We start from the raw sequence: 17403 nt of genomic DNA, 5'->3' as shown, positions 1-17403 counted from the left end.
GATGAGCACTCTCAAGCCTTTCCTAATACGTACGCTGCAATTGATGCTCGTCCTCTGGGCGGTCGTGACGATCCTGTTCCTGATGTTCCGTCTGATGCCCGGCAACCCGCTGGCCGCCTATATTGACCCGACCTTCACGGCCGAACAGCAAGAGGCACTGATCCGGCAATTTGGCCTCGATAAACCCTTGTGGCAACAGTATTTTACCTATCTGGGCAATCTGTTGCAGGGTGAGCTTGGCTATTCCTTCCGCTATCGCACACCTGTGGCCGAACGGATCATGCTGTTGCTGCCCAATACGCTGATCCTGACATTCTCATCCCTGATCGTGGCTTACACATTCGGAATCCTCGCTGGGGCATGGCTGGCTTGGAAGCGCAATTCACGGTTCGAGGCTGCTGCCTTACCCGCCATTCTGGCCACCCGTGCTATGCCTGAGTTCTGGCTGGGCATGGTGCTACTGGCGATTTTTTCCTTCTCGCTGGGCTGGTTCCCCGCTGGCGGCACGCGGTCAGCCGGCACCAGTTATGACAGCCTGTGGCAGCTTTATACCTCGGCCAATTTCCTTTCGCATCTGTTCCTGCCGATGATGACACTGGCGATTTACTCGCAAGGTCTGCCGTTGCTGCTGATGCGGTCGAACATGCTGGACGTGATGAAAGAGGATTTCGTCACCATGGCCAAGATCAAGGGGCTGTCGCCCTCGGCGGTGGTGATCCGGCACGGCGCGCGAAACGCTTTGCTGCCAGTGATGACCTCGTTCGCCATCGCAGTGGGCTATCAGCTTCAGGGCAACGTGGTGGTCGAAAGCGTGTTTTCCTGGCCCGGTCTGGGGCGAGAGCTGGTGAACGCGGTCGCCGCCTCGGATTATCCGCTGGCGCAAGGTGCGTTTTTGATGATCGCCATCGTGGTCATCACGATGAACCTGATTGCCGATCTGCTCTATACCTTCCTGGACCCGAGGATTTCCCATGCCTGATACCAGCGTCAAGGCACCCTCCTCGGGCATCGCGCGCATATTCGAGGCGATCAAGCTGCCCGTTGGCGACCCGTTCGCGTTGGCAGGTCTGATCATCTATGCGCTGTTCATTTTCACGGCCATCGCTGCGCCTCTGATTGCACCTTACGACCCGACCGAGATCCTTTATACCGAGGACTACGACCTCGCCTCGGACCTGTTGCCGGGGGAAGAGGGGCATATTCTAGGCACCACATCCCTTGGCCGCGATATCTTTTCCCAGATCGTCTGGGGGGCCAGATCAGCCTTGTTGGTGGGGTTCACGGCGGCGTTCATGGTGGCGTTCATCGGCTCGGTCGTGGGATTGCTGGCAGGGTATTTCGGAGGCCGTGTCGACGCCTTTCTAATGCGACTGGCCGATGTGGCCTTCGGCATCCCGTTCCTGCCCTTCGTCATCGTGATCTCGGCCTTTTCCGAGCCGTCGATATGGAACACGGTCATCGCCATGGCGCTGGTGCTATGGCGCGACACGGGCCGGGTGATCCGATCACAGGTCCTGTCCCTGCGCTCGCGCGGATATGTCGAGGCGGCGCGTGTTGTCGGGTCTTCCGATCTGAAGATCATCCTGCGCCACATCACCCCGAATATCCTGCCGCTGAGCTTTTTGTATGGCTCGATTGCCATTGGCTGGGCCATCCTGACCGAGGCATCAATCAGCTTCCTAGGTTTCGGCGATCCGGATGCGATTAGCTGGGGTTTCATGCTGCAGGACGCCTTTGCGAGTCAGGCGTTGGCGCGGCAAGCTTATCACTGGTTCATCCCGCCGGGGCTGGCGATCATCCTTGTGGTCAGTGCCGGTTTCTTCATCTCGCGTGGGTATGAAAACCTGCTGTTTCCGAAGCTGGGGCGCTGACAATGGCAGACACGCTTCTTTCCATCCAAGACCTGTCGATTGCCTATCAGGTGGGCGCACTGGATGTGGTCGCCGTCAGTGAGGCGTCTTTCGACGTCCCGCAAGGCGCCATCGTCGGTTTGGTGGGGGAATCAGGTTGCGGCAAGACCACCATGGCCCGAGCCTTGACCCGCGTGATTGCCGACAATGCGCGTATTGCCGCCGGCGCGATGCAGTTCGCCGGACAAGACCTTGCCGCGATGTCCGAGCGTGAAATGAACAACCTGCGCTGGCGCGATATTTCGTTCATTCCGCAATCGGCGATGAACTCGCTCGATCCCGTCTATCGCGTAGAATATCAGATCTTGGAGGTGCTGCGCGACCGAGGCGGGATGAGCAAGCAACAAGCCCGCGCGCGTGCCGTCGAATTGTTTGAGATGGTGGGGATTGATCCGGGTCGCCTCCGCGATTTCCCGCATCAATTCTCGGGCGGCATGCGGCAACGCGCGGCGATTGCGCTGGCGCTGGCGCTGAACCCGAAACTGGTCGTGGCGGATGAGCCGGTTACAGCGTTGGACGTCATCATTCAGCGCCAGATTCTGGACCAGTTGCGCAGCCTGCAACGCGACCTTGGCTTGTCTGTCATCATGGTGACGCATGATATCTCGGTCGTGGCCTATATCTGCGACCGCACGGTGGTGATGTACGCGGGCAAGGTCGTTGAAAACTGCGACACCGCGACCCTGCTGAATGAACCGCTGCACCCCTACACGATGGGGCTGAAAAACGCGTTTCCCGATCTGCAATCCGCCGGAACCGGTGTTCTGACCCCTATCGCGGGCAGCCCGCCGGACCTGATTGATCCGCCCAAAGGCTGCCGCTTTGCCCCGCGCTGCCCCTTCGCCACCGAACTGTGTCGCAGCACAGAGCCACCGCTGACCGAAGCCGCCGCAGACCACCACGTCGCCTGCCACCGCGCCGATGAGGCCGCCACCTTGCGCGAAGTGGCGCTGGACCCTGCGACATGGGGGACCGCCGCATGACCCACCCGATGATCCAGATGGAAAACGTGCAGTTGCACTACAAGATCGGCAACGCGATCTCAGCGATGATGGGGCTGCCCTCAACCGTGAAGGCAGTGGATGGCGTGACGCTGACCCTGAACAAGGGCGAAAGCGTCGGTCTGCTGGGCGAATCCGGCTGCGGAAAAACCTCGATGGGTCGCATCCTTGTGCGGCTGGAGGAGGTGACGGGTGGCTCGGCCCGGTTTGACGGGCAAGAGATCAAGGATCTGTCGGGCGATGAGCTGCGCGCCTTCCGCAGCCGGTCGCAGATGATTTTCCAGAACCCGTTCGATGCGGTGAACCCGCGCTATTCCATCCGAAAGACGCTGGAAGAACCGCTGGCCAACGCCCGCATTCCGCGTGACGAATGGCATACCCGCGTCATCGACGCACTGGAGTTGGTCGGGCTGGGCGATCCGAAACAGTTTCTGGAGCGGTATCCCCATCAACTCTCCGGCGGGCAGTTGCAGCGCGTCGTCATGGCCCGCGCGCTGATCCTTCAGCCGGAATTCGTGGTCGCGGATGAACCTGTCTCGATGCTGGACGTATCGGTGCGGGCAGGCGTGCTGAACGTCTTTCGCGATGTGCGCGACCGGCTGGGGCTGACGGCGATCTATATCAGCCACGATCTGGCGCTGGTGCGCTATGTCTGTGACCGCACCATCGTCATGTATCTGGGCCGGATCATGGAAGACGGCCCGACCGAGGACATCGTGCATGCCCCACTGCACCCTTACAGTCAGGCGCTGGTCGCGGCGGTGCCTACGCCCCATGTGGACCAAAGCCATGATCCCCTGCCAATAGGCAGCGGTGCCCCGGACCCGCGAAATCCGCCTTCGGGCTGCGTGTTCCGCGACCGCTGCCCCCGCGCGCAAACCCGATGCGCCGACGAAGTCCCAATACCCCGCCCCATAGGAACGCGCCGCGTCGCGTGTCACTTCGCCGAAGAATGACTTGGGCAGCCACATATACGCGCACGGTCTGCGTCACCGTGCATTTTCTCAGCTTACCAGATGGGAGATGACCATGAACAAGCCCTCAACGCTTAAAACAGCAGCGCTGTGCGATCCGGTCTCGCTCGAAATCATCCGTGGAGCCATTGCCGCCGCGCAATCCGAAATGGAGGCGCTGATCGAGCGCACGGCCATTTCCGCCTTTATCCGCGAAAAGAAGGATTTCTATACGGCGCTGTTTGACGGCAATGGCACGATGGCCGTGGGGTCGATGGTGCCGATCTTTGGCGACATGACCCGACCCGTGCTGGAAAAATTCCCGATTGAGACGATGCAGGACGGCGACGTCTACTGGTACAATGACTGCTACGGCTCATACGGCGCGATTTCCCATTCCAACGATCAGGTCCTGCTGGCCCCGGTGTTTCGTGAGGGCCGTGTCTGCGCTTTTGTCATGAGCTGGGCGCATTTCGCCGATATCGGCGGCTTGCGCCCCGGCTCGATCAGCCCTGATGCCACCGACATCTTTCAGGAAGGCGTCATGATCCCCGTGACCAAGATGGTCGAGGCGGGCCGCGTCAATCAGGCTGTGCTGGATATCTTCCACCGCAATTCCCGCTATCCAGAGCAGAGCGAAGGCGACATGCGCGCGCTGATGGCCAGTGTCGAACTTGGCGTGCGCCGAGTGGGTGAAATCCTCGACCGGTTCGGGCCGGACGTGACCGAAGACGCGTTGGCGCAGTTGCTGGAACGCACGCGAAATCTGGTGCGGGACAAGATGGCCGAGACTTTCGACTACGGCACCTATTCCTTCACCGACGCGATTGACACAGATGGGCACGGCAACGGTCCATTCCACATGCGCTTCTCGCTAACTCGCGCAAAGGGCGCAGATGGTGCAGATCATTTCACTTTCGACGCCCGCGACAGTGACGATCAGGCCCCCGGCCCGATCAACTACCTGATGAACAACGGCGTGCCCGGTATGGCACTGGGTCTGTTTTATCTGGGGGGTGATCCCAGTCAGGTCTGCAATGCAGGGGGGCCCAATGCGCTGGACGAGGTCCTATTTCGCAAGGGCAGCTTTCTGCAACCAGAATACCCCGCCCCACTGGGTCTGCGCGGCCTGACCGCGATGCGGATGATCTCGGCCATGTGCGGGCTGTTGAACGCGGGCGGTGGTGAAGCCCCGGCGGCGAACTCGGCCTATGTGGTCAACATCATGCGCGGGAAGTACCGCACCAAGGATGGGACGCTGGAACCCTACTTGTTGGCGGATGGGATCGGCGTTGGCTATGGCGCACGGTCCACGGCGGACGGAATAGATGCGGTCTATTTCGTGGCGCAGGAAAACTATCCGGTCGAGTTTCTGGAAGCGGGCTATCCCGTGACCATGCGCAGCTATGGCATCGTTACGGATTCCGGCGGAGCGGGTCGGTATCGCGGCGGGTGCGGGATCGTCCGCGAATATGAAATTCTGGCCGAAGAAACCATGGTCGCCATCCGTATCGACAGCGTTCAGAACCCGCCATGGGGCATTCACGGCGGCAAATCTGGTCGCCATGGCATCGCCATCGTGAACCCGGGCACGCCGCAAGAGGTGCGCCTTGATCCGCTGTCGGATGGTAACATGCTCAAACGCGGCGACATCCTGCGGATCGAGACCGGGGGCGGTGGTGGCTACGGCCATCCCTATGACCGGCCCGCAGAGACCGTGTTGCAGGATGTTCTAAGCGGCTTTGTCACCGTTGATGCCGCCCGGTCCGAATATGGTGTGGTTGTCGCGAGCGACACGCTGGACGTGCAAGCCACGCAGACCCTGCGCGCCAACAGGCCCGAAACCCGCCGCTTTTACCGACAGGAGTATGTCGATGCCCTCGTCTGATATGTTCTTTGACCCGTCCTTTGCCGTGGCCGTTGATATAGGCGGGACTTTCACGGATATCTCGTTGCTTGACCGCAGCTCTGGCGCGGTGTGGCGGGCCAAGACCGCCTCGGTGCCCAGCGACCCGTCGCAGGCGTTTATGACCGGCGTGAACATGGTGTTGGAGGATGCGGGGCTTAGCGCCGCCGACCTGTCGCGCGTTCTGCACGGTACGACGGTTGCCACGAACATGATCCTCGAAGGCAAAGGCGCGCGCACTGCCCTTGTGACGACCCGCGGATTCCGCCACGTGCTTGAGATCGGGCGACAAGACATCCCGCGCCACGCCAATCTGTTCACTTGGGTTAAACCCGCAAGGCCCGTTCCGGCAGACCGCATTCATGAGGTCGATGAACGGATCGGCACCGGCGGTCATGTGGTCGAAAAACTGGACGAAAGTAGCGTGACCGCGCTGGTGGACAGCCTGCGCGTCCAGCAGGTCGAGGCCATCGCCATCTGCCTTTTGCACGCCTATGCCAACCCCACTCATGAAAAACGCGTGGCCCAGCTGTTGCGCGCAGCGCTGCCAGATGTCGCCATCACCTGCTCTACGGATGTTCTGCCTGTGGTGCGCGAATTCGAACGCTCTCTGGCCACCGTCTTAAACGCAAATGTGATGCCGGGGGTATCAACCTATATCTCACGTCTGGAAAACCGGCTGGCCGAAGCGCAGGCGAGCTCGCCTCTGTTGCTGATGCAATCCAATGGCGGTGTCGCGGGGACCGAAGCGATCCGCACGGCGCCCGCTTTAACCGCACTGTCTGGCCCTGCCGCAGGCGTGGTGGGCGCGGTCGATGCGGCGGCGGCCTGCGGGATCAAGGATATCATCACTGTGGATATCGGCGGCACATCTGCCGATATCTGCCTGATCCGCGACGGGCAGATCAACCTGACCCAACAGGGCAAAGTGGGTGAATGGCCTTTATCCCTGCCGATGGTGGATATGGTGACAATCGGCGCCGGGGGCGGGTCTATCGCTGCGGTGACCCATAACACCCTGTCGGTCGGGCCAAACTCGGCCGGGGCGCGGCCCGGACCGGCGGCCTATGGGCATGGCGGGGCCGAAGCCACCGTCACCGACGCGCATGTCACTTTGGGCACCCTGCCCCATGCCCTGCTGGGTGGCGCGATGTCTTTGGATGTTACGGCCGCCAAAGGCGTCGTCACCGACAACGTCGCCCGCCCGCTTGGCCTGACACCCGAAGAGGCGGCGCAGGGCATTCTGGCCATCATGAACAACAACATGGTGGGCGCGGTTCGCACCGTTTCCGTCGAGCGCGGCCATGACCCGCGCGACTTCACCCTTGTTCCCTTTGGCGGGGCTGGCCCGCTGCATGGTTGTGCTTTGGCCGATTTACTGGGGATCAACCAAGTAATGATCCCCGCCGCGCCTGGGCTACTTTGTGCCGCAGGGTTGTTGGCCGCCGACATGAAGGCCGAATTCACCCGGGCGTTGCCCAAGCCTGGCCCGGTCGATCAGGATTTGGGAGACAGCATCGTGGCGGAATTGACGCAAGATGCCTCTGATTGGATGGATCACGAAGGCATTGCACCCGAGCAGAGGGCGCTTAAGGCCCGCGCCTTATTGCGCTTTCACGGACAGGGTGGGGAAATCGCGATCGATTGGGCCGAAACACCTAACGATACGGAAACCCGGTTCCGCGAGGCGCACAGGTCTCTGTACGGCTTCGTTTTGGATGCTCCGATTGAGCTGGTCACATTGCGGATCGAGGCCGTCGGCAAGACCGCTCCGGTGCAAACTCCGACGTTGGACAAGACTGACCAGCCCGCACCCTTGCAGATGCAACAGGTCTATTGGCCAACCGGGCTGGCCGAGACGCCTATCTATGACCGCGCAGCGCTTGGAGCCGAGGCCACAATCACCGGACCGGCAATCCTGACCCAGTTGGACACCACCGCCTTGATCGCACCCGGATGGGCCGCGACGGTCCACCCATCGGGCGCTCTATTGCTTATGGAAGACACAGAATGACCCAAGCCCTTTTCGACCATATCGACACGCAGGCCGACAGTTTCATCGCGCGGGTGATGGATTATGTGCGCCACCCGTCGATCTCGGCCCATGACATTGGCATACGCGAGGTCGCGACCATGCTGGTCGGGTTTCTCTCCGATCTTGGGTTCGATGCTGGTTTGGTCGAAACACCGGGACATCCCTTCGTGCTAGGCCACGCCACCGTTGATCCCGAAAAGCCCACCGTGCTGCTGTACGGTCATTATGACGTGCAACCCCCTGACCCCCTGGACCAGTGGGTCAGCCCGCCCTTCGAGCCAACGCTGCGGGATGGCCGCATCTGGGCCCGCGGGATTGGCGACAACAAGGGGCAGCACTTCGCGCAGCTTCTGGCGATTGAGACGCATCTGGCCGTGAATGGCACCCTGCCCTGCAACATCATCTTCCTGCTGGAGGGTGAAGAAGAGATTGGTTCACCCCAAATCGCCGAGTTCGTGCAACAGAACGCGGATCGGCTACAGGCCGATCTGGTTGTCACCTCGGACGGGCCCCTGCATGAAAGCGGCGCGCCCGTGATTACCTTTGGCGTGCGTGGCGTGGCCTCGTTCGATCTGGTGGCCAAAGGGGCGGCCCGAGATGTGCATTCCGGCAATTACGGCGGCGTGGTGCCCAACCCGATCTGGACGCTGGTTCACTTGTTGGCCACGATGAAAGACGCCGAGGGCAACATTACGGTCGAGGGGCTGACCGAACCGGTAATCCCACCGACCAATCTGGAACGCGACGCCGTGGCTCGCCTGCCTGACGACGAAAAGGCGGTGATGGAAGATCTGGCACTGGATCAGATGGACGGTCCGCTCGAGCGCCCCTATTGGGACCGGCTGATGTTCCACCCGACGCTGACCATCAATGGCCTGCATGGCGGCTATGGCGGACCCGGCAGCAAGACGGTTCTGCCGAATGAGGCATTTGCCAAATGCGACGTGCGTCTGGTCGAGCCGCTGACGCCAAGTTACGTTTTCGAACGGATCGAGGCTCATGTCGCCAGACATGCGCCGAACGTTCAGGTGGTGCGCCACAACGGGATGCTGCCGTCGAAAACACCATTGGACAGCCCCTACGCAAAACCCCTGCGCGACGCCATTGTCGCGGCCCGTGGGGTCGAGCCCCTGATCTATCCCACAATGGGGGGATCCCTGCCAGACTATGTATTTACAAAAATACTAGGCAAGGACGCCTTCGTCATTCCCTATGCCAACGCAGACGAGGCTAACCACGCACCGAACGAGAATTTGGAGATTGTCAGATTTCTGGATGGAATTAAAACCGGCGCTGCCGTTTTGGACGCGTTGGGGCGGATAAACACTCCAAAGGTATAGACTAAACACAAAAGAAACCAAAAATTCGTTGAGTTTTGCGCGCAAAGATTTCAAATTTGTGCGAAGTTAAAAGTGTGATCGTTACCAAGTGCTGTCGCAAATCTTGTTTACCGCCAGCACCGTCGCGTTTTCTTGCGCTCGGGGGAGGCATAGAGATGGCATTGGACAAGACAGTAGTAAAAGACCTCAAAGGTCATATTGCTGCGGCCCGAAAACGGGATCTCAATTTCGCTATTTGCTTGGGGAAGAAATCTGACACTACCGTTTTCCTGCTGGACCGCATCAAGGCCCCAGACCTGTTAGGCCGAAACGCGAAAAAGGCCGGAGAAACTCCCAAGGTCGCTTTTGGAACCTGTAACGCTGACGGCAATACGCTAAACTTGACCCTTCTTTCCGATGAATTGGGCGGGCTGTCCAAAAAGACCCGCGCCTTTCTGACTTTGGCCAAGCTGCCTATGAAAGTGTGTATCCTGGATGCTCAGGGAAACCTGATCGAACAGGATGGCGAAGATGCGGATGCCGAGGGCGATACCGCGGAAACCCAAGCTCCCGACCCGCTTCAAGCGAAATGGGAACAGCTGAAATCGACCGTTGAACCCAAAATACTGCAATTCCTCAAGACCTCGACTGGCGATGTATCCAAGATTAGAGCCGCTTGGACCTATGCGGTGCGGATCGGCGATGAAGAGACCGACTATGCCGGGGCGATCAAGGTCGCCAAACGGGTGATTCAGTCGATGACCGCTGCAGACCAGCAACCCGAGGAAGCGCCTGCACCTATCGATCTGAACGAAAAGAAATGGCAAATCGGCTCGGCCAAGTTTGAGCCCGTTCTGAAAAAAGCGATCGATGCAGGCCGGATCGACGGCGGCAAAGCCAACGCGGCCTGGGTCAAGGCGGTGGCCGAAGCGGATGCGCGCAATTTTGAGATGGCGTTGAAAATTCTCAAAGCTCTGTCCGGCCAGATTCAAGCGGGGAGTACTGCGGAGCCCGAAACCCGGCAGACTGACGCTCTGGCAGGCAAGCAGAAATACGAACAGGAGCGCGCCCGGATTGCACCGATTCTGGCGGCGGCCCTGAAACGGGACGCAGCACAGTTCGCAAAGCCCAAAAAGATATATGCGCAAGCGGTCACTCGGGCCGAGGCCGGGGAATACCCGATTGCTCTGAAAGCGCTGGCGATGATCGAACAGGAATTGGCCAGCGCTGATGCGACCCCCGCAGGCCTTGACCCCGGTCCGACTGGTCGGGAAGCCGCCAAACGCGTGCGCGATATCTGGGACGCGGCTTGCACTCAGGCCAATGGTCAGATCGAATCCTTGCGGAAAGAGTTGGCGGGTTTCTCAGACCCCAATTGCCAGATTTTGGCCGATAACGGCCTGACCGGATTTTCCGAAAATCTTTATACCCGGTTGAATGCGGCCTTTCTGGGCCTTGACGCCGCGAATGAGGACAAGCTGCCCAACGCCAAGGCCGAAGCGCAGAGCATTTTTGACGAAATGGGCCAGTTCCTTAACACGAACGAGGCCATTCAGATCATGGATGGAAATGATCTGAGCGTATCGATGACTTTGGCCGAAACGCTGGGTGGGGCGGTCGAACAGATGAAACAGGCCTTGAGCACCAGTTAAAAGGTCCGTTGGGGGGAAAGCAAATGCCTGAAGGCGCAGAAGTTCAGGAACTGGACGACACTGTAGATCCGAAAAAAGCCGAACGGGCGCGCGATTTTGCCGCCAAGTTGATGGCAGCCCTAAAACTGAAATCCGTAGTGGTGCCCGACCGGCCCGATGGGACGTCCATCGAAGAGAAAATCAGTCAGGCGGCAGCTCAGCTTTATGGTATGACCGAAGAGGGTGCCGATCTTGATGAGTTCGACCCCGAGCTGTTCACTTTTACAGATCGGGAACTAGAGAAGTTCGAGCTGTCCTCGCAGGAGGTCAAGCTGCTGAGAGCATGGCGGCATCCGATTGATTTCCGTGACCACCAAAAAGACAAGAAACTGCGCGACAAGAAAGTTGCAGCGCTCAAGGCCTCGATTGACCTGAAACTCAAGACCGTGCGGGGCGATCTGGCCGATCTGCAAGACCAAAAGGCCGAAAAGGGCGATCAGGACAGCGATCACGACAAGCTCGCCCGTCGGGGTCAGCGCGTGCTGAAACGGGCTGCGAAAGTGGCCGAGAAACTGTGCGCCGATGGGGATTATTCCAAGGCTCAGGCGGTTCTGAATGGTTTGTTGTACCTTGAGACACTCGAAAAGTTGGCCCTGTCCGAAAACCAAGCCGCCGATGCCCCGAAAGGCGAGATTTTGGGGAATGAGGATCAGGATCTGGAACAGGCGGTCGCGAGCCGGAAATCGACCGAGGAACTGGCCGACGAAGCCGATGCCAACCGACTGGATAGTCTGGCGCGCGAGGTGGTCGATACCACCCGGCATATGAGGGACATGCGCATCACCGCAAGCAAAATGCGCAAGAAATACGCGTCAAGATACAAGGACAAAAAGAACAAACCCTACGAGGCGCTGGCCAAGTTCAACGACACCATGCCCAACTATGTGCACCTGCCAAAACTTGATGAGGCCAAGGACCATTTCGAGGAGGATGTCGACAAGATCCTGGCATGGCAGAAAAAGGCGGTAAAAGAAGTCGCTGCTGGTGAAAAACTGCTGGCAGCCTTTTTCAAGGAATGCGCCGAATTTCATGAGAAAAAGCTGGCCAAATATCTGGCCATCTCGGATCACGAGATCCAACAGGAAGGCGCTGATGCCACGGGCCACGGCGAATTGCAGACCCGCCGCTCGATCCCGTTGATCCGGCGCGGTCTGACCGGATTGCCGCAAGAAGTGCTGCGCCCTCTGGCCGCAAATCTTGAGGTTATGCAGTTGATTGCGGGGTCAGAAGAGCTGGGCCGCGCCGATCTGGAGCTGTTGGAAACCTTCGAACAAGAGATGGCTGCCGAACTGAAAGTTCTGGAGGATAATGTCGACGACTATATCGAATATGAAAAATGCGCCCAGAGGTGGCAGACCCAACTGGATAAGGGCGTTCTGAAATACACCGCTACTGGCAAGCAGTTTTATAAAGATCAGTTCGACGGGGCGAATGAAAAGGTCAAAGACCCCAAAAACCTGCCTGATTGTCTGAAAACCCTGAAATCGCAGGAAAAGAAGTTGGAAGCTCAGGTGGAAAGCGCGGAATATTATCGCACGCTCTACAAGGATTTCGAAAAAAGATTCAATTCGGCGCGCAAGGACCTGACCAAAGCCTATGTCAATCAATTCAAGGCCACGTTAAAGGCCTTTTCTGACAAGCTGGACACCGGCAATGACAACAACATGGCCGAGGGGCTGAAGATTGACGCCGCGATGCTGAAACGGCTTAAGTCTGCCGCCGACCGCAAAGACTACGTCGGAAGTTTTGAGGGGAAATTTGCCAAGCTCTGGGGAACCATCGAAATTGGCGACAACACAACCTACGAATTCAACGGTGAACCGGCCCTGAAAAAACTGATTGCCGAGATTGGCCGTGAAACCCGGTTGCTAAAACAGGCCGAAGACGCGTTCAAAGGGCTGAAGGGCAAGAAAGCGCCTTCGGCGCTGATTGCCGGCATAAAGGGGCATGGTAGCACGGCGTTTAAGGACGCACTTTCCGATATGGACACGTCGGGCGACAAGAACGAAAAGACCGCAGAAGCCAAGGCGCGGTACAAAGAAGCCCGCGACCGGTTCGACAATCTGATCTCGGCGGAAAAGAAACACCTCAAAGGGGCGGCACGGGACAGTTTCGAAAGCAACGAGACCCTGCTGAAAGCGCTGAAAAGCCGCGCGAAATCTGCGGTCACAGTTGAGGACTGGGACGAATTGCGTGACGAAGCGCTGCGGCTGATGGACGAGGCGCGCGAGTTTGCCGATGCAAATGTCACGCTGGACCTGAAAGACAAACCGCCCGCTGAGAAGTTTGAGATGATCCTGAACCGGCTGATCGACAGTCTGTCGCCCTATTTCAAGGGAATGGATGAGTTTTACGGCAAGCACGTGAAATCCGTCGCCGCCAAAGCGCGCGACTCGGACGCGGATGAAACGGCCCAAAACGTCGTGGCTCTGATCGACAAAAATGAAAAAGCAATCAAATCCGTTGCCGAACAGGTCGGCCTAAAGATGGACCTTTCGGCCGAATGTTTCAAGCTGATCACCGCCGCCAAGGATGCGGACATGCCCGAGCTGATTGCGCTGCGCGAACAGGCCTTTGCCATGATCCGCCGCAACAGGCGGTTTCTGGACGAAAGCAAGATCGGCGGGCTTTACAAGACCAACCCGTTTGACGGCGGGCGCCCGGTGCGCAGGTTCCTCTACTTCCTCGAAAAAACCGAAGCCGACCTTCTGGCCGAAGTCAAACAGTCGTAACCGGGGACAAAGATCATGGCATTTGAAAAAGAACATGAATGGCTGAAACAGGTCTGCGGTGAAAATGATACTCTGGCCCCTGAACTGGCCAATGAGCTGCACGATTTCGAACAGCGTCAGAGTTTCATCGACGCGACGTTGAAGACCGCAGAATTCGACAAGATCAAATCCGACCTCAAGACGCATTTGTCCGATATGGATTTCGTCGTCATGACTTACGACAAGAACATCGAAAGCACGATGTCCCTGAACCCTGCTGCCGGACTTGTGTGGAAAAAGATGGGCATCAAAACGCCCAAGCGCATTCAGGTTCTGGCCAATGTGGGCGACAAGAAAATCCCGGTCGAGATCGAGAACGCCGAATGGGACAGCTATGCCGACCGCGCGGGTGAGTTCAAGAAGTTGAAAAAGGGCGACGAGGAATTTGCCTTTTCCTCGCCCGAGGCCGCCGCTGCAATCCGCGAGATGTATGCCAAGCTAGAACCGCTGATCGAAAAATCCAACGATCTTGCCAAGCTGCAAGGCAAGGATGGCAAGCGGCTGTTCAGCGACCGCGACATCGAAAAGGAACTGTGGACCCCGCTGGTGCGCGAAGGGGTCATTCCGTCCAACCTGGTGCCCGACAGTTTTTCCGAGGGGCTGAACGTGTTCAGCAATGCCACCGCGATCTATACCCGCCTGATGGCGGAAGAAGAGGGGCAGGAAATGGGCGGCTCCAAGTTGGGGTCGGGTCTGCGCAACGCCAAATTACTGATTGGTGCGGCGAATTTGGCAAGTTCGCAGGCCCTCGACTACGCCAATCTGTCGATCACCGAGGCCAGCCGCGACGATATTGCGGAATTCATGAAGTTCAAGGGCGCGGATGTGATCGAAGGCAATGTCGTCCCGTATGATGAAATGCCCGACGAATATGACGATCTGGTAATTGACGGCAAAACCATCGCCGAGATCAAGAAGATGGACGAAGAGGACCGCCCCAAGATTTCGCAATCTGATCTGACCGAAGCGCGCTATGCTAAGGCCCACCCGGAAGGCGCGACAAGCTACAAGGATTGGCTGTCGCAGGAAGAAGAAACTCTTGTTGCGCAGATGGAGACCGAAAAAGACGAAGAAAAGCTGATTCAGCTGCGCAATGAGTTGGACGGCGTGTCGGTTGAACAGAACAAGCTGGAATATGCGAACCTTGAGATCAAGGACGGCATGACCCTGTCAGAACTGGCTGATGACGAGGCCAAGGTCACGCAATTGCAATTGACGCAGGCACAGTTCGACAAATTCAAAGAGGACGGCGGTAAAGGCGACTACGACGACTGGCTGGCGGGCGAAGAAAAGCGGATTCTGGCCGAGATGGAAACCGCCTCAGTGACAGAAAAGGCCGAGCTTGAGCGCGAGCTGGGAAATATCAAGGCCGCCAAGATGACCCAGGCCTATGGGGAATACGTGCGGCAGGACGCTGCCCGCAAATGCGCAGTTGCAGCAGCTCTTGGTGCGGTCGAGGCCGTTGAAGGCGCGCGGGACAAGAAGAAAAAGAAACGCGAGGTGGCGATTGGTCTGGCCGGGGCGATGGCCGATGCCTTCGCGGCAGGCATGACCGCCGGCAGCACCGCCAAGGATCTGACCAGCGACGCCGATACGCAAAACCGCGAACACAAGACCAAGTTCGGGATTCTGGCCGGAAAGGCCGGGCTAAAAGCAGTCTCGAAGCTGAGCGAACTGGCTGAGGCCAAGGCCAAGGGAACCTTGCGCGATCCGCGCGAGCTGGTGGTCGAAGCGGTCGCCGATCTGTGTGACGCGGCAGGCGAAAGCATGTCGGCCAGCGGCACCAAGGGTGAAGATGGCGGCTGGGGCGACACCGGCAAGGACAGCCGAGACGAGGCCGCCTCGTGGGGGATGCTGGCCAAGGCCATCGGGATGTCGACCCAGATGATCGACAAGATGGTGGCGGCCGCCCAGAAAGGTGATTGGGACACGTTCGTCAAGGAACTGGCCCTGTTGCCTGTGGCGGCAAGTTTTGCAGGTACCGCCGGTTTGCAGGGGGATGCGGTCCGCGTCGACAAGGACGCGCGCGATATCGAGGCCGGTTGGGGCGGCCACGGCAGCGACTCGCCCTTTGCAACCAACCCGTTCGAGGAAGAGGCCCATGCCGGGGGTCAGACCGATTTCGGCATGAGCGGCAACATGGCAACCGTCGCCGATCAGCGCGGGGTCATGGACGAAGCGCGCGAGTTGTCTCAGCAAATCGCAGACGAAAGCTTTATGACCGACCGGGTCAAGGTGAAAAAGGCGATGGATAAATGCCGCGCCATGGTCAAGAAATACAAGCTGCCCGAGGACCAGAAGGATGTGAAACTGTTCCTGTCGTTGGACCCGGACAAGGCCGATCCGACTGCGGTGATGGGCGCGCTCAAAAAATTGGGCGAAATTTACGACAGCATGGTTTCGCAGGATGCGCGCGACGTGGCCGAGCTTAACCTGTCACCCGAAGATGAGAAGGCGCTGGACGATAAACTGGACTCGATGATCGACAAGATCGATGAGATTGAAAAACGACCCACACGTAATAACAATAAGCTCGAAGCCGAGGTGCGGGTTCTCTATGACGACGTGACCGCCACTTTGCTGAAGGATCCCAAATTCGTCGCCTCGGTCGAGGCGGATATCGATGAAGAGGACGAGTGGCTTGAAAAACTGAAAAAACAGGCCGATTTGACGCGGTTGGACCAATATTCCGACCCGAAAATCTATGCTGAAGAGTATGAGCGGGCGATGTCGGCGGTCGAGGAACTGACCCTGCAGGTCAAGAAAACCGACCAGCGCATCAAAATGATTGATCAAGCCACCAAAGGGGCTACCGGTATTTTGCTGGCCGCCATGCCGGGCGCGGCACTGTTGGGCAAGATCCGCACTCTGATTGCCGACAGCATCAAGCTGCATCGCCGCCGCAAGTCGCTGAACAAATGGAGCCGCGAGATGAATGCGATACGTGGCAGCTACAGCCCCTATGAACCTGCCGTGGTGGGTGAGCGGGACGTGCTGATCGCAGGCACCGCCCATGATGCGGCGCAGGTCGCCGCCGATTCAGCTGGCGTCGGGGCCGAAATTGCCCGGCTGACCGATGCCACGCATATCGGCGCGGCTGTTCTGACCAGCATCGAGAAGATCGGCAAGTTCCTCAACAGCTATTGGTTCGGGAAACATGGCCGCGAACAAATCCAGAAGGGTTGGGAGCTGTTTGTTTTGGCGCGCGAGCAGCCCAAGAACCGCCGCCTCGCCCGTGAAGCGATCAAGGTCAACACCACGCTTGGAAAATGCGTTCTGGCCTATGGTGCCTGTATCGATGGCGACGCACAGGCCCGCCGCGCGCTGCAAAGCTGTGGCCTGACGCCCGAGGCGTTCGAAGACAGCGCGGACGTGTGTCAGGGCGTGGTCGCCTATCTGCGCGCGGCCCTGCAGGATAAAGAGTTCGAAACCATTGGTTCGCACGCGGATGTGGACTGGTTGCCCTGTGATGTGGAGCCCGACGTGAAAGCCTGGTCGCGGATCAAGGCCAGCGCGGTGAAATCGAAACCGGGCATGGACTCTCGGTATTTCAAGACACCGGAAATCAACAAATTGCTCGAAAACTATGTTGTCCCCGACGACTCTGCTGATCACGCTATTCTTTCCAGATTTGCGAAGCGCACCAAAAAACTGTCTGAGGCGCTGAACAGCTATCGCCCGCTGGACACCGAATTGAACCCGCATGCGGCGATGATTGTTGTGGCACAGGAGCTTAAGCATCAGGTCGACGTTGCCGGGGATCAGGCTGCCAAACGGCTGGCAAAGGAACGGACAAGCTAAACTGTGTCCCAGGCGG

At 58.7% G+C, this 17403-nt stretch carries 10 protein-coding genes; all 10 read left to right on the top strand.

What is annotated here, in order from left to right:
• The first annotated feature begins 1 nt into the window (after window position 1).
• The 10 genes from GOV79_RS06645 (at window position 2) to GOV79_RS06600 (ending at window position 17387) form a co-directional block, all read left to right on the top strand.
• The gene (locus GOV79_RS06645; RefSeq protein WP_170789124.1) at window positions 2-979 is read left to right on the top strand and encodes an ABC transporter permease; all 978 of its coding nucleotides are present in this window, start codon (window positions 2-4) and stop codon (window positions 977-979) included.
• The gene (locus GOV79_RS06640; protein ID WP_170789123.1) at window positions 972-1871 is read left to right on the top strand and encodes an ABC transporter permease; all 900 of its coding nucleotides are present in this window, start codon (window positions 972-974) and stop codon (window positions 1869-1871) included. Before GOV79_RS06645 ends, GOV79_RS06640 begins: the two co-directional genes overlap by 8 nt.
• A gap of 2 nt (window positions 1872-1873) precedes the next feature.
• On the top strand, window positions 1874-2893 hold the full coding sequence (locus tag GOV79_RS06635; protein ID WP_170789121.1) for an ABC transporter ATP-binding protein: 1020 nt from the start codon (window positions 1874-1876) through the stop codon (window positions 2891-2893).
• Window positions 2890-3867 carry an ABC transporter ATP-binding protein gene (locus GOV79_RS06630; RefSeq protein ID WP_170789120.1) on the top strand — a complete coding sequence of 326 codons (978 nt, stop codon included), beginning with the start codon at window positions 2890-2892 and terminating at the stop codon, window positions 3865-3867. Before GOV79_RS06635 ends, GOV79_RS06630 begins: the two co-directional genes overlap by 4 nt.
• 73 nt (window positions 3868-3940) lie before the next feature.
• A complete protein-coding gene (locus GOV79_RS06625) occupies window positions 3941-5752 on the top strand; it encodes a hydantoinase B/oxoprolinase family protein (protein ID WP_237217958.1) in 1812 nt (603 codons plus the stop codon).
• Complete coding sequence (locus GOV79_RS06620; RefSeq protein ID WP_170789116.1) at window positions 5739-7784, top strand: hydantoinase/oxoprolinase family protein; 2046 nt, start codon at window positions 5739-5741, stop codon at window positions 7782-7784. The genes GOV79_RS06625 and GOV79_RS06620 overlap by 14 nt, the downstream gene beginning before the upstream one ends.
• Window positions 7781-9145, top strand: coding sequence for a M20/M25/M40 family metallo-hydrolase (locus GOV79_RS06615; RefSeq protein ID WP_170789114.1), 1365 nt, complete (start codon window positions 7781-7783; stop codon window positions 9143-9145). The genes GOV79_RS06620 and GOV79_RS06615 overlap by 4 nt, the downstream gene beginning before the upstream one ends.
• 155 nt (window positions 9146-9300) lie before the next feature.
• A complete protein-coding gene (locus GOV79_RS06610) occupies window positions 9301-10776 on the top strand; it encodes a hypothetical protein (RefSeq protein WP_170789113.1) in 1476 nt (491 codons plus the stop codon).
• 23 nt (window positions 10777-10799) lie between these two features.
• On the top strand, window positions 10800-13547 hold the full coding sequence (locus tag GOV79_RS06605) for a hypothetical protein (RefSeq protein ID WP_170789111.1): 2748 nt from the start codon (window positions 10800-10802) through the stop codon (window positions 13545-13547).
• A gap of 15 nt (window positions 13548-13562) precedes the next feature.
• The gene (locus GOV79_RS06600) at window positions 13563-17387 is read left to right on the top strand and encodes a hypothetical protein (RefSeq protein WP_170789109.1); all 3825 of its coding nucleotides are present in this window, start codon (window positions 13563-13565) and stop codon (window positions 17385-17387) included.
• Window positions 17388-17403 lie beyond the last annotated feature (16 nt).

Origin of the sequence: Ruegeria lacuscaerulensis (assembly GCF_013034745.1) — a bacterium.
Classification (GTDB): domain Bacteria; phylum Pseudomonadota; class Alphaproteobacteria; order Rhodobacterales; family Rhodobacteraceae; genus Ruegeria; species Ruegeria lacuscaerulensis_B.
This window is presented reverse-complemented; position numbering and strand designations above follow the sequence as displayed.

What these genes read in the sequence shown, in the direction of transcription:
- GOV79_RS06640 (WP_170789123.1), top strand. Translation starts at nt 972, where the DNA reads ATGCCTGATACCAGCGTCAAGGCACCCTCCTCGGGCATCGCGCGCATA.
- GOV79_RS06630 (WP_170789120.1), top strand. Translation starts at nt 2,890, where the DNA reads ATGACCCACCCGATGATCCAGATGGAAAACGTGCAGTTGCACTACAAG.
- GOV79_RS06605 (WP_170789111.1), top strand. Translation starts at nt 10,800, where the DNA reads ATGCCTGAAGGCGCAGAAGTTCAGGAACTGGACGACACTGTAGATCCG.
- GOV79_RS06615 (WP_170789114.1), top strand. Translation starts at nt 7,781, where the DNA reads ATGACCCAAGCCCTTTTCGACCATATCGACACGCAGGCCGACAGTTTC.
- GOV79_RS06645 (WP_170789124.1), top strand. Translation starts at nt 2, where the DNA reads ATGAGCACTCTCAAGCCTTTCCTAATACGTACGCTGCAATTGATGCTC.
- GOV79_RS06600 (WP_170789109.1), top strand. Translation starts at nt 13,563, where the DNA reads ATGGCATTTGAAAAAGAACATGAATGGCTGAAACAGGTCTGCGGTGAA.
- GOV79_RS06635 (WP_170789121.1), top strand. Translation starts at nt 1,874, where the DNA reads ATGGCAGACACGCTTCTTTCCATCCAAGACCTGTCGATTGCCTATCAG.
- GOV79_RS06610 (WP_170789113.1), top strand. Translation starts at nt 9,301, where the DNA reads ATGGCATTGGACAAGACAGTAGTAAAAGACCTCAAAGGTCATATTGCT.
- GOV79_RS06625 (WP_237217958.1), top strand. Translation starts at nt 3,941, where the DNA reads ATGAACAAGCCCTCAACGCTTAAAACAGCAGCGCTGTGCGATCCGGTC.
- GOV79_RS06620 (WP_170789116.1), top strand. Translation starts at nt 5,739, where the DNA reads ATGCCCTCGTCTGATATGTTCTTTGACCCGTCCTTTGCCGTGGCCGTT.